The 14503-nt window shown below is 66.5% G+C and carries 13 protein-coding genes; all 13 read right to left on the bottom strand.

Features of this window, described 5'->3' with window-relative positions; all coding sequences use genetic code 11:
* Nucleotides 1-651, bottom strand: a 651-nt coding sequence (locus QZT63_RS14080) for a hypothetical protein (RefSeq protein WP_290652126.1), incomplete at its 3' end; no start/stop codon positions are given.
* Entirely contained in the window at nt 641-1615 is a 975-nt protein-coding gene (gene cas1 / locus QZT63_RS14075; RefSeq protein WP_290652125.1) for a CRISPR-associated endonuclease Cas1, read from the bottom strand. The genes cas1 and QZT63_RS14080, both read right to left, overlap by 11 nt.
* A gap of 8 nt (nt 1616-1623) precedes the next feature.
* Entirely contained in the window at nt 1624-1905 is a 282-nt protein-coding gene (locus tag QZT63_RS14070; RefSeq protein ID WP_290652124.1) for a CRISPR-associated endonuclease Cas2, read from the bottom strand.
* A gap of 54 nt (nt 1906-1959) precedes the next feature.
* A complete protein-coding gene (gene csx16 / locus QZT63_RS14065; protein ID WP_290652123.1) occupies nt 1960-2295 on the bottom strand; it encodes a CRISPR-associated protein Csx16 in 336 nt (111 codons plus the stop codon).
* The gene (gene cas6, locus QZT63_RS14060) at nt 2292-3194 is read right to left on the bottom strand and encodes a CRISPR system precrRNA processing endoribonuclease RAMP protein Cas6 (RefSeq protein ID WP_290652122.1); all 903 of its coding nucleotides are present in this window, start codon (nt 3192-3194) and stop codon (nt 2292-2294) included. The genes csx16 and cas6 overlap by 4 nt, the downstream gene beginning before the upstream one ends.
* Nucleotides 3191-4387, bottom strand: a complete 1197-nt coding sequence (csx2, locus tag QZT63_RS14055; RefSeq protein WP_290652121.1) for a TIGR02221 family CRISPR-associated protein — start codon at nt 4385-4387, stop codon at nt 3191-3193. Before csx2 ends, cas6 begins: the two co-directional genes overlap by 4 nt.
* Nucleotides 4388-4392: 5 nt before the next feature.
* Entirely contained in the window at nt 4393-5613 is a 1221-nt protein-coding gene (gene cmr6, locus QZT63_RS14050; protein ID WP_290652120.1) for a type III-B CRISPR module RAMP protein Cmr6, read from the bottom strand.
* A complete protein-coding gene (gene cmr5, locus QZT63_RS14045) occupies nt 5610-5978 on the bottom strand; it encodes a type III-B CRISPR module-associated protein Cmr5 (RefSeq protein WP_290652119.1) in 369 nt (122 codons plus the stop codon). The genes cmr6 and cmr5 overlap by 4 nt, the downstream gene beginning before the upstream one ends.
* Complete coding sequence (gene cmr4, locus QZT63_RS14040) at nt 5975-6898, bottom strand: type III-B CRISPR module RAMP protein Cmr4 (RefSeq protein WP_290652118.1); 924 nt, start codon at nt 6896-6898, stop codon at nt 5975-5977. The genes cmr5 and cmr4 overlap by 4 nt, the downstream gene beginning before the upstream one ends.
* Nucleotides 6899-6912: 14 nt before the next feature.
* A complete protein-coding gene (locus QZT63_RS14035; protein WP_290652117.1) occupies nt 6913-8070 on the bottom strand; it encodes a type III-B CRISPR module-associated protein Cmr3 in 1158 nt (385 codons plus the stop codon).
* A gap of 2 nt (nt 8071-8072) precedes the next feature.
* A complete protein-coding gene (cas10, locus tag QZT63_RS14030) occupies nt 8073-11045 on the bottom strand; it encodes a type III-B CRISPR-associated protein Cas10/Cmr2 (RefSeq protein WP_290652116.1) in 2973 nt (990 codons plus the stop codon).
* 11 nt (nt 11046-11056) lie between these two features.
* Complete coding sequence (locus tag QZT63_RS14025; protein WP_290652115.1) at nt 11057-12058, bottom strand: hypothetical protein; 1002 nt, start codon at nt 12056-12058, stop codon at nt 11057-11059.
* Nucleotides 12059-12136: 78 nt separating this feature from the next.
* On the bottom strand, nt 12137-13282 hold the full coding sequence (csm6, locus tag QZT63_RS14020; protein ID WP_290652114.1) for a CRISPR-associated ring nuclease Csm6: 1146 nt from the start codon (nt 13280-13282) through the stop codon (nt 12137-12139).
* Nucleotides 13283-14503: the final 1221 nt, after the last annotated feature.

The following is a 14503-nucleotide window of genomic DNA, read 5'->3' as shown; positions in this document are numbered from 1 at the left end:
GTGGCCGACAGGACCGTGACCATCGTCGCCACAATGCCGCTCCCAAGCGGATCTTCCTCTATCCCCTGCGCGCCAACGCCCGAGAGGCCCTGGCTTCAGCGCCATAATTAGAATTGCTGGTTCCAGGCCTTGGCGATTGACTTCCGCCTGAATCCAGGCAAGGAGCCGGCCCTCGAGATACGCCCATTCGCGCTCGACGGGCACACCCGGGGCGAGCCGCACGAGGTACTTCATGAATCGCCGGCGGGCCCCCTCGAACTCGCCGAGGAAGCCGCGCCGGAAAACCAGGCTCCACGCATGCCGCCGCTGGGAGTCCCGCCACCAGGCATAAGCCGCACTGCCGTCCGACGCATCGATGGCCGCGGCGAGCTCCATTGCTTCGCGCGTCTTGGCGGGGGTGGCGTTCTGGAGGACGGCCAGCATCCTCCCACCTGCCGACTCAAAGTGAACTGTCCCGCCGCGTGCAACGATCTCGAGGCAGGCATCCAGAAGCCCGCTTTCACTGCCGCGCACCACCGCTCGACCCACGCGCCGCACCGGCACAAACTCGCTTGCCTTTCCAGGCACGTCCACACGCAAGGCCCGACCATCGACGGCCACGTCGGCAACCGCGGTGTCGAGATACAGCGTCTTGGGCAGCTCACTGGACATCGGCACCCTCCTGTGAGAATGGGCCGGCGATCAAGCTGCACTCGCGTGCCAACCCGCGTGCGATACGCGCAAGCCAACGCCGATGCATAAAGGCTGCCCCCTCGTAAGTACCGAAGAACGCGTGCCGGGCCGATTTTCTCAATAGCACCGCCTCATCGCGCTGCGCGAAGCTTCCGGCATCGAGCACGCGATCCGCGAACAGGCGCCAGACCAGGCGCTCGACGCGTACCCGGGCGAGTTCTGCAAGATCACACGCAAGGGAGTCCCGCCCGTAGGCGGGCTCGTGCAGGACGCCGATGCCCGCGTCGAGGCCCGTCGCGACAATAGCGCGCAAGGCGTCGCCATGGTTCAGGGTATAGCCCAGAGACAGGGCCGAGTTCACCGGATCGCGGGGCGGGCGCCGATTGCGCCCCGCAAAACCAAGGCTTGCCGGGAACAGCGTGCGATACCCGCGGAAGAACGCGGCGCTCGCAGCGCCCTCCTGGCCACGCAACGAAGACAGTCGCGCTCCCGGCTCTCGGACTGTGTGCATTGCCAGGTGCAGCTGCCCGACCGCCGAAGTTAGAGGCTTGCGGAGGTCGGGTCGGACACGCAACGCGGAACCGAGCAGGCGCCGCTGGCCCGCCAGACGAAGCCAGACCAACCGCCGCGCCCATTGCGTCCGTAAGTCAGGATCGGTGGCGAGCCTGTACTGGCCTATCCGGCGTGCGACATCGCCATGCGCCTGGGCCTGGAGAAAGCTCGAACGGCGATGACCGCGCCCCGGCATCAGGACGACCCCACTGCCGTTATCCGCCAACCGGGTCAGCAGCCTGCTGCTAAGCTGGACTTCCCCCACGACCACCAGCCGCTCGACGAGATTGAGCGGTACCGACCGGGGCGCGCCTTCTGGCTCTCGAATGACCAGCGCGCCCCGGTCGAACTCAAGACGTGTACCCCGGCGATCAACGTAAAGGGTTCCCAAGTGGCTACCTATCCAAAATAGAAAAAGTCGGGATCTGCGGGTTTGATTGCCGCGCCGAGCGTCACCAGCGGCCGGCGCAGCTCAAGTGGAATGACCGAGAAGGCATCCACAGCGAGGTCCAGCACCCCCGCCATCTCGCGCTGCAGCGCCCGGCGTTCGGCCGGCGTCAACCAGCACTCGTAGGCGGACTTCTGCCCTCCGCTTGCGTAACCTCTGATCACACGAAGCGCCTGGGCCAGGCGTGCGTGATCGCGGACATCGTAGGCAGCAAGATAGAGCTTTCGTCGCATTCCGCCGTCCCCGCGTTTGACACAGCACGCATGGTACTGGGGAGAGCAGCGGTACTAACGATCGGAAAGTTTTCCGGGGCCGGCGCGACGCGCGTCTTCCGGCGCGAGACAGACAAGGTAGCGTTGCAACCGCGCCCCCAATCGGTCCAGCTCATCCGCGGTTAACTCCGCCCCCCTGCATGCAGCATCCAGCGGAATGGTGAGATGAAAGTACCGTGCGCCCCGCTGCGTCACAGCCGCGACCATCCACACTGGCAGCGTGCCGATGACGGTATCGCCCTTGGCGACGAGCTCGATGTCGAGGTGGGATACGTGGCGTGCGTCGCGGTATCCGTGACGGCGCAGCCATTGCAGGGCGCCGGGATGGCGGGTTACAAGCCAGGTGCTCACTTCAGAGGCTCGACCCTGTAGCGCCCCAGCCCCATGACCGCGCCTTTGCCGACGTGCGTCCATTGCCCCGTCCAAAGCCAGGGCCAGATCGGTGCGAGGTCCCCATGCACCTCGAATGTACCGACAAGGCCGCCCTGTGGAACTCGCTGCCCTTGACGGGCCGAGTAACGCTCGGCCTCCTGCCAGGTCAGTGAGGCGCCATGGAGCCGCAGGCCGGACCTGACATGATCGAGTAGGCCCGCGAAGTCGGCCTGCATGGATTTCCCGGTCGCCTCGCGGAGGCTGGACACCCGCCGTAAGATCGCGCTGCAGAAGGCATCCAGGCGGAATGCACCGACATCCAGCGTACGGTTATCCCGGCGCAGGCGCACGGGGTGCTCGAGCACGACCCGTGCTGCACGAGGCGCCAGTGGAGGCTCGATCAGATAGCCCTCTGGACGCACCGGATCGCAAGAGGGCGCCGCCGCCTGATCCGGCCGTATCACTCGGCGATCCACTACGCGCATCCGGACATCATGGAGCGACAACCTCTGAGCCGCGCGCAGCATCGCGTGCAGATAGCCAAACGCCCCCTCCATGAGGACCAGGGCGAGCGTGAGGTGTCGTCCGGCGCCGTATGTGCCGCCACCGTGCAATGGGCAGACGACATAGGGCCTCGGAAGATCCCTGAAGCCGGCAGCAAGCCCGGTGGCTCTTGCGGACGGGACTGGCTCGAAGACCTGCCCATACGCGCAGCGGTGGCGGGCAGTGCAGCCTTCGCAGGTGGGTGCGCGCGTGATACAGGCGTCCCGGCGCAGACGTGCACCAAGGGCTCCGCGCCACAGTGCGCCCGGATACTCGGGGAGCGAAACCGCCCTTTCCGGCTCGAAGGTCAGCCGCATCGGAATGACACGGATCACGGGTTTCCGGCCTCAGGCAGCAGGGTATCAAGGCAGCCGCTCAGCTTCGCTCGCATGGTATCCGGAGACTGCAGCGCCGACTCGACCTCTTTGGTGTCGGCGCGATTGCCATGCGCCAAGACGTTGCGCAGGCCTCGCAACTGCTTGTAGGCCCACCAATCCGGGTTCGCCGATCCATTTGCTTCGTACGCGCGCTTGGCATCCTGGCGCACCTCCTGCTTGTTCACGTCCTTCTCGCCCTGCTGGTGGACGAGCCGCGTCACGAATGCCTCGTAGCCATAGAGCGCGGAGCGTAGAAAGTCGCCCCGCTCCAGGGCGCTGATGGCGTGAGCACGCTGACGCTGGTCGAGCCGTTGATGCTCGACCCAGCGGGTATCCCTTTCGAGGATCGGCTGAAACAAGGCGCCTGGACCCTGCAAGGGTCTCTCCTGAAGCCGTGCCCGTGCCTTTTTCAGTAGCCCCCTCGCCTGCTGCGCCCGGTGAATCGTTTCCAGAAAGCCACCATTTCGAAGCGCGTCCGCGACCTCGTCGTCCGCGATCAGTGTCGCGATCTTGCTGTAGTCCCCGGTGAGCTCGCTGCGCTGCAGGGCGGAGATCCAGTCCGCGAAATGCAGGACCCCGCTCACGTCCTGGACACTTGCCCGGCCCTCGGCGGCGTGCAGCATGGCGTACCAGATCCCGCGCACCTCCATGTGGGAGCGCAGGGAGCGGAGATAAAGCGCGGCCATCAGCATGAGCATGGGCAGATGCCGGTAACCGTGGGTGATGTCCAGGGACAACTGATTGCTCCCCTCCGTGGCCTCCACCAGCGCGGAGAGCAGCGCCGTCTGACCTTGATCATCCAGGGCCTCGGGTATGGCCCTTAGAACCACATCGCAATCGAGGACCGACGCGAGAAGCGGTGCCAACGCATCGAGCTGAGCCTGGCTGGTACGGGCCTCGTCAACGCTTTCCATCAGTGCCTCGGCCTCACCTTCCGGCGCCTGGACTTCGGCGCCATCGGTCAGAAGCTGATCCCACATGCTGCCGGCGGTACCGACGATCACGAGGCGGTCAGGGCGTAATTTGCGTACCAGGCTGTAACCAACAAAGGACGCCTGGGACTGGAAACCGTCAGGGAAGTCATAGCGAACGCAGCGATATCCGTCCGCGGGACGCTCCGAGCGGCCAAGGAAGCTTACGAGCGTATGCATGGCGGTTACTCCTCCATCATGGCGCGCAGCCGCGCTTCGTCGTGTGCGAGCTCTTCGAGGCGCTTCTGCCGCTTCTTCTTGTTGCTGATTCGCTTGAGCTCGGAGCGCCGTTGCTCCAACGATTCCAGGACCACCCGGGCAAAATCGGCGGCGTTGACCTCCGGCACACACCCGGCATCCAGCTGCTCGAGCAGGAACTTATAGACTGGCTGCGATTCGTCCGTGCGCCCTTCCAGCAACTCCGCGGCCAACCGCTCCCCCGCGGGCATGGCCTCACGCTTGGAGCGCTTCTCCGCCTCCCGCCGCTGCGCCTCACGGGCGGCCCGTTCGCGCTCCAGCGTGTCGGTGTCCACGGACATTTCGCCGTAGCCCACGGACGTCTTGGCGCCGAATCCGAGCCATTCAAAGGCGTGCACGAATAGCTCTCGCAACACCGCCTGCCAGGCCTCGCCCTCCAGCAGATGGGCCGCGCGCTCGCGCAGCAGTGCCTGATCGCACTGGACATGAAACCGGAACCCGCTCCGGGCGGGTACAGTGAGGAAGTTAATCGGCACCGGCGCGCCGTTGTCATGGGGCGCGGTCCCACCGGAGGCATCCTTGTAGTACGGGCCGTGATGCGGGGTCATGACCTCCCACTGCAAGGCGGCATCCTTTGGCAGCACGGGCAGAACGTCCCAGAATATCAGGGCACCCCGCGACCGCCCGGCATTGCCGTACTCCCCATCCGTCGCGCCATCGTGACCAAACAGGGCGTGGATGTCACCGCGCGTCCAGTCCCGATCCGCACGCTCGAAGCCTCCGTCCTCATCACCGAGCTCGCGGGCCGCCTGCCGCAGAACCCCCTTGACAGAGCTGCCCGGCAGGTACGGCAGGCCGTAGGGCGCCAGGAACGCAAAACCATTCTCCAGCGGGTGCTCGATGCCGAGCCCGGTTGTGAACGGTGCAACGCTGCACGCCGGAAGGCTGAACACGCACCCTGGAGCCTGAGTCTCGGCCTCGCCCGCGAGGAATTGCTGGCGAGCCGCCAGGGCCTCCATGCGCTGGCGGTCGCCGGGGTTGAGTCGTGCCAGGGTTTCCAGGGCGGGTTGCTTGTCCTTTGGCTTCTGCCACTTCGAATCCCATGCCTCGAGATAGAGGTAAAATCGGTGGCCCGGCGCCGCGTCAGCGAAATCGCTGCCGAGATAGGCGGGTACTGCCGCACGCACTGCAGTGGCGGTCGTGCTCATCTGCTGCCCTCCCCGTTCGCCCGCGTTGGGGCGAGCTGTCGCACCCACCGCAGCCAGGCCATGGCTTCGGCCGTGACATCCTGGAACTGCTCCGGCCTCGCGCGCATCAGCGACTCCATGAACCCCACGTACTCCGCAGACTGAAAGAGCTCGGGAAATCGCTCCTGGAGCCACCGGCGCAGGTGGCTCGACAGCGCGCGGTGATGGCCCTGGTTCTTGTCCTCAAGGAATGCCAGCGTCTGCATCAGGCCACTGTTCATGATGAGCGCGGGCAACTTTTTGGCAAGGGTTGCGTAGTCGCTCGGCTGGCCCGCGCTGCAGCGCCAGGCGCTTCGCGCGCGCTGCTGCTCCATGGTCATGGTCATTGCGCCCCCTCCACCAGTCGGGTCGTCACCTGGCCACGGCCGGTGGTGGCGTCGCCGCCTACCTGCAGGAGCTGGTCGTGCAGGGCCGTTTGCATGTGCTGCATGACCGCCTCACTGTCCATCGGTGCGGCGCCCCCGGTCAGTTCGCCGGACGCCATGAGCGGCGCCACCATCAGTGACTCCGGCGGCAGGTTTTCCGCGTAGAAGAGCCCGGTGTCCGCAGCCGTTCCCGTTGTCGGATCGATACGCACGTGCGGCTCAACCAGCGTCGCATTGCTCGTGAAGTAGCCAAAGTCGGAATCGGAAAGCACCACCAGATCGCGCACCAGCTTGTCCCGGAAGTACCGGCAGGCCTCTGCGCCGGGAAGTGCATGGGTTGCCAGCCACTGGGCGATGGCCTCAACGCCGGCATCGGTTCGGGCCTGGTATTCAAACACCTCCAGATGCAACCGCTCCCCACTTGCAAGCAGCGCATCCCGGCCGCCCTCGGTGACCAGGCATTCATTGCGCTCCACCGCGGGCACCGCCCAGCCGGTCTCGACGCCCGTGAGCTGCAGCATCCGCTGCAGCCGCGAGACCGCCAGGGGGCAGGTGGCGTACACGTAGCCTTGGCGGCGGGAGCGCACCGGGAAGGCCACCACCTGGGCATCGCCGAAGCTCACGGCTCCGGAATGGAGCTCGCCGCGGCGCGATTCGGCGTCGGGATTGGGGCCGAAGAGCACCTCGGCGAGCCCCGGATCGCCGCCCAGGGCCTCGAAACCATGGCGCACGGCGCCCTTGATGCCGGAGCCTGCGAAGCTGGGGTGGCCGGTATGGACCTCCCGCTGGATGGGGCTGTCGATGACGCCGGTGGCCGAGCCCGCGCCCATGTGGACCGGGCTGACGGCGTAAAGAAACAGCGCTGCATTGTTCTTGAACATGTTGGATCGTCCTTTTACGCGTTGGCGATGACGAAGCGATTGAAACCTTCGGCGCGCCGGGCAAGGTTCACATTATCGGCGGTGATGGACCAAAGCCCCTGGTCTGCAAGTTTGCGAAGGCCTTCAAGGCCGCCCTCCAGGGCCTCGAACCAATAGACGGAGCCTGTGGGCGCGACGCGTTGCGCCGGCTTCGGCTTTGGCGGCCGAGTGGCCATGTCCCAACCGCTCACCATTTGCGCACGTGGCACCGCGGCTGACACCAGCCGTGCCTGCCCGCCGGGGAACCGCCAGACGCCGTCGCGATCACACCCCGGCAACCTCCAGCCGTCCGGAAACAGGCCCGGGGACGTGAGCACAACGCGGAAGCGCCCGCTGTGCTCGAGCCGCTCGGTATCGAAATTGGCCGGGGGTGGCGACTCGACCTGGTGTACGCTGGCGCTGCGGCCGTCGCCGCCGAGCCGCAGCATGCCCCGCTGCGCAATCGCCATGCCGTCCAGCCCGTCGATGCTTACCAGGAACCCGGTCCGGGGGTGGCGATTCAAGTGAATCGCATCCGTGGTGTAGAGCAGGCCTTCGGCCGCGCGGCGCCGGGAGGCCTCCATGGCGATACCCAGGCGGCGCTCCAGCGTCCACAGGGCGCTGCGGGCGACGCAATCCTCCACGTGCGGGAGACCTCCGCGCAGGTAGGACTCCCAGCCCCGGCGGGTTAGCCAGTAACCGGCGAGGGGCTTGTCGCGCTGCGCGCGAGCCAGGATTGGTGGATGGGACACGGCCGCACTGCTCGTCACCCCGGCAGGCAGTCTGCTCGGCTCAAGCCGCGAGACGCTGACCGAATCGCCCGCGGCAAAGAACTCGAGATCCGCCGGGGCCGGGTATAGCGGCTCAACGCCAGTCTCCCCGAGGCGGGCCAGAGTAGCCGTGGTCAGGGCAAAGCTGCCGGGTGCCGCGGGCGTTCCCAACACCTCGCCCAGCGGGCCCGCCAGGCCATTGCCCCGGCCGTAGGCCACCGGGTCCTCCCCCGCGCTCACCAGCATCCAGCTTCGCAAAGCGCCCGCGAACACCGACGGCCAGGGCGGCATGTTGGCCCCGCCCCCGCCGTCGCCCTCCCCGAAGAGCCGATTGCCGCGGAGGTGGAGGACGTCCAAGGGCTCGATAAACACATTCGCGACCATACTCACCTCCATGTCTCCCGGCGTGTCTCCCGGGCGAAAAACTCTGCGATACCGACCAGCCCCAACAGACGCTCGCGCACCTCCCCGGCCGTGGCGAGCGGCGAACCGTCCAACGGGGAGCGCGGGGCCAGACGCGCCAGGCGCCGCGAGTGGATGGGTCGACCCCTGCCTTCGAGACCATGGCGCTCGAATTGGTGGTGCAGAACCGCCTCCAGATAATCCTGGACGCCATCCACGCCCCCCAAAGATGCCGGCTCGGGCAAGTCGGCGGACCAGCGCTCGACACTGTAGGCTGCCCTGCGCGAGGCGCCCTTCGACGCGTCCATTGCATTCGCCAGCTCCCGCAAGCACGACATCTCGGCCTCACCTTGGGCGCTGTCGGACTCCAGCGGCCACTTCCCGGTGTAGCGCAGCGCCCCTCCTGAGCGTTTGAGCACGCTCAGGGAAAAGGCGTTGCGGCCGGCTTCCTGCTTGGCGCGCTGTTCGGCCTCCCGAAGCTCGCGCAGTGCCGCGGCGAGCGGCGTCTGGTGGTGGACCACCACGGCCCCCATGGACGCGGTCGCGCGCGAGCCCATGCAGAGGTGAATGCGTCCCTTGCGCTGGACGAAACCGGCGCTCGACCAGCGTTCGTCGCCTTCGCACGCATCCGCAGGTTTGGTTCCGGAGTAGGCATGGCGCAGCTCCCACATGGCGCTCAGCAGGTCGGTGGTGGGCAGCATGGCCATCAGGTCGTCGCCTCCTGCGTAGAGAACGCGACCGGCATGGCGCTCTTCGACAATCCAACGGGCGATCACGCCGGAGAAATCGTTGAGTGCGCTGGATATGGCAATGTGGCGACCCGGCGAGACGGCCCGGGGTGCTGCCAGATACTGCTGCAGGGCTTCGTTGCCGGAGAAACGCGCCGACATGGACTCGCGAATCGCCGGATGGAAGGCTGCCGCGTACGGCGTAACGAGTGCCGGATCCCCTGACAGCCAGCGACCCATGGCGTCGCCGTCCATCAGGAGCAACGCGTAATAGGTCTCGGGGCGCCCTTCGAGCAAGCGCTGCGTCACCGACAGCGCCCGCTGTCCCGCTTCCGGGTTGCGGTCACGCTCGAGCTCCAGCCAGGTCGGCAACCTGGCAAGCAGCTCCGCGGCCTCCGGGTCTTGTTCTGCTCTGGCGCGCAGCCGCACGGCGAGGCGCCACGGCAGCGCGGCACGATCCGCGCCGAGAATCGCATTGCGGTCCTCCTCGCCCAGCGCCCCGGAACGAAGCTGCGCCTTCGCGAGCGAGGTGCTAAGCGCCATGGTGTGGGTGGAGACCACGAAGCGCGCTGGCGCGTTCTCAAGGCCAGGAACTCCCCGTATCTCTTCGCAAAACAAGGTTGGCCAGAGCCGCTTGAGGGCCGACAGGGCACCGAGGTGCTCGCCCTTGCGCGCCCACGCCGGGCGCCGCTCCGCCACGCGGGCCCAAAGCGTCCCGGCCGCCTCCCGCTTCCCAGGTGGAAGTGACAGGTGACCGGGGTCGTGGGCCAGCCATTCGGCCTCCCCCGTCAGGGAGCAGCGAAACCCCTGCTGCTCGAGCGCCGCAAAGGGTCGGGCGGACTTGGCGGCGGCCAGCGCCCGTTCCGCGAGATCGTGCACTGCCGGGTAAAGCACGCCGGGGTTGGGCCGGTAGAACTCCGCCGGCTGGCCCGCCTCGGGCTCGGTTACCTCGACCGGACGCTGGAGCACGCTCCAGGCCTCGCTGCCCAGAAAACCCGGCCGTTCGGCATCCGCACCATGAAAGACACGCAGGGCCTCGCCAAGCCGATCCGCACTGAGCCGCGTTTCCTCGCCGGGACCACCGGCACCGGTGAGCGCGTCGTACTCCACCACGCTCCAGTGAACCTCCGGAAACCCGTCGAGCTGCTTCGCGAGCTGGTGCCGGGCGTACAACCCGGGCTCGTCGGCGATCTCAGCGACCTCCAGCAGGCGGGAGAGTGCGCTGCCCGCTGCATCCTGCACCCAGCCGCGCACCCGCGCCTCTATCGCCCCCGCCAGGCTCTGCGCCATCTCGGCCGGCACGACGGCAAGAAACCGGTTGGGCAGCGCGGCACTGAATAGGGGGTTGGCGTCCGTGGCCAAACGCTGATGCCACTCCTCCCCGGCGAAGAGGCCGTCACGCAGGCCTGCCTCCAACAGCCACAAGTCGACCTGGGGGATGCCCCGCAGGTTCGGAAACACAACGGCATCGGGCCCCAGGCGCTCACAGACCACGCGCATGGCCTCCCAGGAGAGCCGGGCGAGAAGGTGGGAGCCTGCCCACAGATCCGAGGTGGAGCGCGCGGCGGCGATGAACTCCTGCACCGGGCCGAGGGAGACGGTGAGCAGGGCACACCGGCCTGATTCATCGCCGTGAAATGCCCCAGCGAAGGCGGAGACCAGATCGAGATGGTCCCAGATGGTGTGATCCGGAACGCGGGTGTCCGCCGGCAGAAGCCGCCAGAGCTCCCCCAGTCCGGTGCCGTCATCGCCGGACCGCAGCTCGGGGCCGAACCGCCAGAAGGCAAGCAGCGTGCGCTGCACATCGACCCCGCCCGCTGCATCCTCGTGGACCAGGGAGCGAAAGTGGGTCAGGCTCTCCTCCTTCATGGTGCCGAGATTCGTGTCTCTAAGACCACCCTGGGCGCGGAGGTCCAACGCCTCACCGGATAGCGGGTGTTTGATCACCGGTTGCTCGGCGAAGCTCACCTGGGTCCAGCGCGCGTACCGCCCATCGCTGCCCGTGCGCGGAAACTGCGGCCGATCCGCGGCGGACGCCCACCGATCCGCCCGCTTAACCAGGTCTCGCGCCCGAGGAGGCAGCTGGTCGCCCAGTAGCTCCGCGTGCAAGGTGCGGGTGGTTCCACCCTCGTGGCCCGCGGGGTCCCGCAGCAGCACCAGCGCCTTTTCTGCAGGGTCATGCAGCCGCGCATGCAGCTTTACCCGCGCCAGCGCTTCGTCCATAGACATGGCCTGCCCACTCATGACGCCACCCGTTCCAGTTGCTCATCCAGCAGCTCGTGTGCCTGCCGCCACAGGTGCGTAAATTCGCGCTGCTGCGTTGGCGAGAGCTCCTTCCACAGCCTCCACTCCGGCCTGCATGGGAGGTGCGCGACCTGCGCCCGGAGCTTGCCGTGCCCATCACGGACGACCTTGAAGCGAAGCGTGTTCGGCACGCGGGCTGCCTGATCCCACCCCGGCTGGGAGCGCTTGGTGACGGGATAGGACATTAGCGGCCGCAAGGGGCCTGCCTCCGAGCACAGCTCCGCGCGAAGCCGAGCCAGCCGCCCCACCAACGCCTCCCAGCTACCCTCCGCAGGTGTCCACCACAGCAGCAGCCCACGATCGTCGGCGCCGATTCCGTGCACCCATTCCCGGCCGATCGCCTCGCGCCAATCCACGCGATAGGCGGCGAGGTCCACCGTCGGGGCACCCGCCACCAGAGCGTACGAGCCCCAGCCATTGCGGCTGCGCCCCCCCACGGTGCCGAGGCGATGCATGAGGCCGAGGGCCGGGTCGATGCCATCCGCGCCGGGCTCCTGCCGCGGCCAGGCCAGTCTGAGCTCACCGCTCTCGCCGGAGGCGATCGCGGCACTCGCCGAGAGGACGGCGCCCTTGGGCTGAAGCGGCCCGTAGCCGAGATAGACATCACCGGCGAACATGCGCCGGCCAGATCCGCTGGCCATGCGCTGCCGACTGTCCTTCGAAACCCACTCCCGCAGGGTGCCAAGCTTCCAGGCACGCGGTCCACGCAGCCTGAGCCGCACCCGGCTCTGTCTGCCGGAGTTGCCCGCGGCCTCGCCGAAAAGCTGGCCTTCCTGCAGGCGAATGTCCGCCAGCGTCAGCCCTCGCGCTGCCATGACCACCCGCCACCACTGCCGCAGCTGCGCCTTGAAGGGCGGGGTGCGCCAGGCGGCATTCTGCTGCGCGTCCCCCGGAAACGCGGGAGAGAGGAACTCGATGGTGATCGTTCTTGTTTCCACGGCTACTCCTGTTGATCCATCAGTGTCGGCAGGCTACCCGCCCGGGGAGCAAACGTGTCGGCCCGAAAACTTTCCGGGTCATGGTTCACCGCGGAGGTGGATCTGCTCAGGGCGCAGCCGCAGGCCATACTGCGTGCGCGGACGCTGACCATGGGCATGTACGTGATAGCGCTCTGCCACCGCCGGGTGCAGTCCGCTTCGCGCCCCCAGCGCCGCATTCAACCGCGTGCGGCTGCGGTCAAAGTAGTTCGCCTTGCCCATTTCAGCCAGCTCCGCTCGGGCCGAGGCGGCGGCATCGGCGAGACGCGACGGACCGGCTCCCTCCAGCCACCGGATTACCTCGATCAACTCGTCGGCTGCGGTCTCATCGAACGCAACACGCGGCCGACCCTGCTGCGCGCGGCGCGCGAACCACACCAGCCAGGTGAAGGAGGTGTTGGGCAGCGATACGGCGTGCCCTTGAAGCCAGACCCGACGTTCAGAGAGATCGATCACCAGCTCCGCCTCCTCGAGCATTTGTTGCGCGCGCGCGACCGCCTCACTGAAGCTCAGGTCCCCCTCAAGCAGCGTATCGTCCAGCCCCTCGCGCAGCCGCACGAAAGGGATATCCGAGAGCACCACCCGGGCATCGGCGGTGGACACATAATCTCCGCCGTCAGAGATGACCAAAGTGTTCGGGTGTGGCGGCGGATAGAAGAACCCCGGGTGGGATTCGAATGGCGGATTGACCAGCACGTGCGAGAGCCGATCTCCGGGGCGTGCATACAGGGACAATGCGTAGCCGGCGTAATACCCCATGGTCTTACGTCCGCCGGCAAGTGAGACGTGAAGACTTGCCGCCGGCTCGCAGCAGAGCGCGCGCACCCGCTCATTAATGAGGTCGGCCGCGGCCGCATTGTGCGACTCATCCGTGATGTCAGGCAGAGGCACCCCGTACTTGTCCCGAATGACGTGAATGCAGGACTCATCAAAGGTGACGGCATCGCGGTCAATGCCGTAGTCCGCGCACAGCCGCTCGAAGTATCCCTGCCCTCCGCAGGCGGAGAAGAGCGTCAGTGCAAGCCGACGGCGCCCCTCGCTGGTGGTGATCGCCTCGATGCGCTCGGGTACCTGAGGTGCCCCACGCTGCTCGGTCTCACGCATCAGGGCGAACACCGTTTCGGTGACGATCTGAGGGGTCAGTCCGGTCACGAATAGCAGCGTTCCCCTGCAAGTCAAAGCCATAGGCTTCCCCACCCTGATGAGCCTCAAACCCCAAGGCTACCGACCAGGGATCCCCCGCACGGCTGCGGAAAGTTTTCCAACGGCACGACGTCTCCCCGGTGGCTGACCTGGGAATGCGGCTACTCCACCTCCAGCGGCAGTCGGGCGCCAACCGACGAATCTGCAAGCGCAGCGCTACAGGCCCGGACGGCTACAGGGGCGCCGTAGCGGGCCGGACTGTGGCTGGCCACTTGCACTACACATGGCGCGCCGCAACGGCCACAGCTGAGATTGCTCCGAATTCGGCCCTGTCAGCTCGCCCTTCCTTTGACGGTACCGTGGACTCTACCTACGGTCAGCACGCCCCAGCAAAGTCGAGGGCTTTGGTTTGTGAACCAGGTCTCGTGGCATGTTCCGTTCGTAATGCTTGGCGGCTCACGATTGGGAGGTGTCACGGGACTCCGGCATCGCCACCTTCCTTACCGCCCCCCTGTAAAGCTGGGCGTCTCCTGGATCTAGCAGCCTGTCAGGCGCCCGCCAGCCCGGCTGATTCGGGCAGGTTCGGGCGCCTCACGAATGACGCAGGGTCATTCCTTTCTGCGCTGTGCCCCACCAACGCAATAACAAAAAAATGGGGCGGACTATACTCAAACGATATGCAGTGGGATGCCCATCCACCGCAGAAGACATGTCGACACCGCCGCGGAACGACAGGGGATAATGTGTTCCGACCTTGGAAGACACTCTGAATCAGTTTTTGGGAGCTAATTTTTCAGAGTGTTTCTGGCAAACCGCTGGAGATTTCTATGGTGTCCCCGTTTGTTGCGTGTGAGGCGATAAGCAAGCTCTAGATCTAGCGCTGTTGATCGATCGCCGAAAGGCTGGTGGCCAATGTCTCCCGTCGGCGCGATGGTACGGTCAACTGTGAGAGACGGAACCTCCGCGCGCGCGGGGAAGCGTTCTCGTATCAGTTAAGCCGAATGGAGATAACGATAGAAAAGCCAAGGCGGTACCTGGGCGAAGACCGGTCGCCCCAACCGCAAGCCTATTCCGAGGAGGGTTTTCCAATGATTAACAATAAGCTGGGTATTGCGGCAACAGCGGCCCTGACCATGGGCGGAGCGACACTAGCCCATGCGAGTCCGCAATTCGAGGCGGGTGACTGGACCGTCACTCTGGATGGTAACGTCAACGGTTTCTACACCTTTACAAGCTGTGAAAGCAGCCCCGAACTGGTGGAGG

This window comes from Aquisalimonas sp. (assembly GCF_007120195.1).
Classification (GTDB): domain Bacteria; phylum Pseudomonadota; class Gammaproteobacteria; order Nitrococcales; family Aquisalimonadaceae; genus Aquisalimonas.
This window is presented reverse-complemented; position numbering and strand designations above follow the sequence as displayed.

Excerpts from the sequence above, each read along its gene's own strand:
- QZT63_RS14070 (WP_290652124.1), bottom strand. The coding sequence starts at position 1,905 with ATGCGACGAAAGCTCTATCTTGCTGCCTACGATGTCCGCGATCACGCA.
- csx2 (WP_290652121.1), bottom strand. The coding sequence starts at position 4,387 with ATGCATACGCTCGTAAGCTTCCTTGGCCGCTCGGAGCGTCCCGCGGAC.
- cmr6 (WP_290652120.1), bottom strand. The coding sequence starts at position 5,613 with ATGAGCACGACCGCCACTGCAGTGCGTGCGGCAGTACCCGCCTATCTC.
- cmr5 (WP_290652119.1), bottom strand. The coding sequence starts at position 5,978 with ATGACCATGACCATGGAGCAGCAGCGCGCGCGAAGCGCCTGGCGCTGC.
- cmr4 (WP_290652118.1), bottom strand. The coding sequence starts at position 6,898 with ATGTTCAAGAACAATGCAGCGCTGTTTCTTTACGCCGTCAGCCCGGTC.
- QZT63_RS14035 (WP_290652117.1), bottom strand. The coding sequence starts at position 8,070 with ATGGTCGCGAATGTGTTTATCGAGCCCTTGGACGTCCTCCACCTCCGC.
- cas10 (WP_290652116.1), bottom strand. The coding sequence starts at position 11,045 with ATGTCTATGGACGAAGCGCTGGCGCGGGTAAAGCTGCATGCGCGGCTG.
- csm6 (WP_290652114.1), bottom strand. The coding sequence starts at position 13,282 with ATGGCTTTGACTTGCAGGGGAACGCTGCTATTCGTGACCGGACTGACC.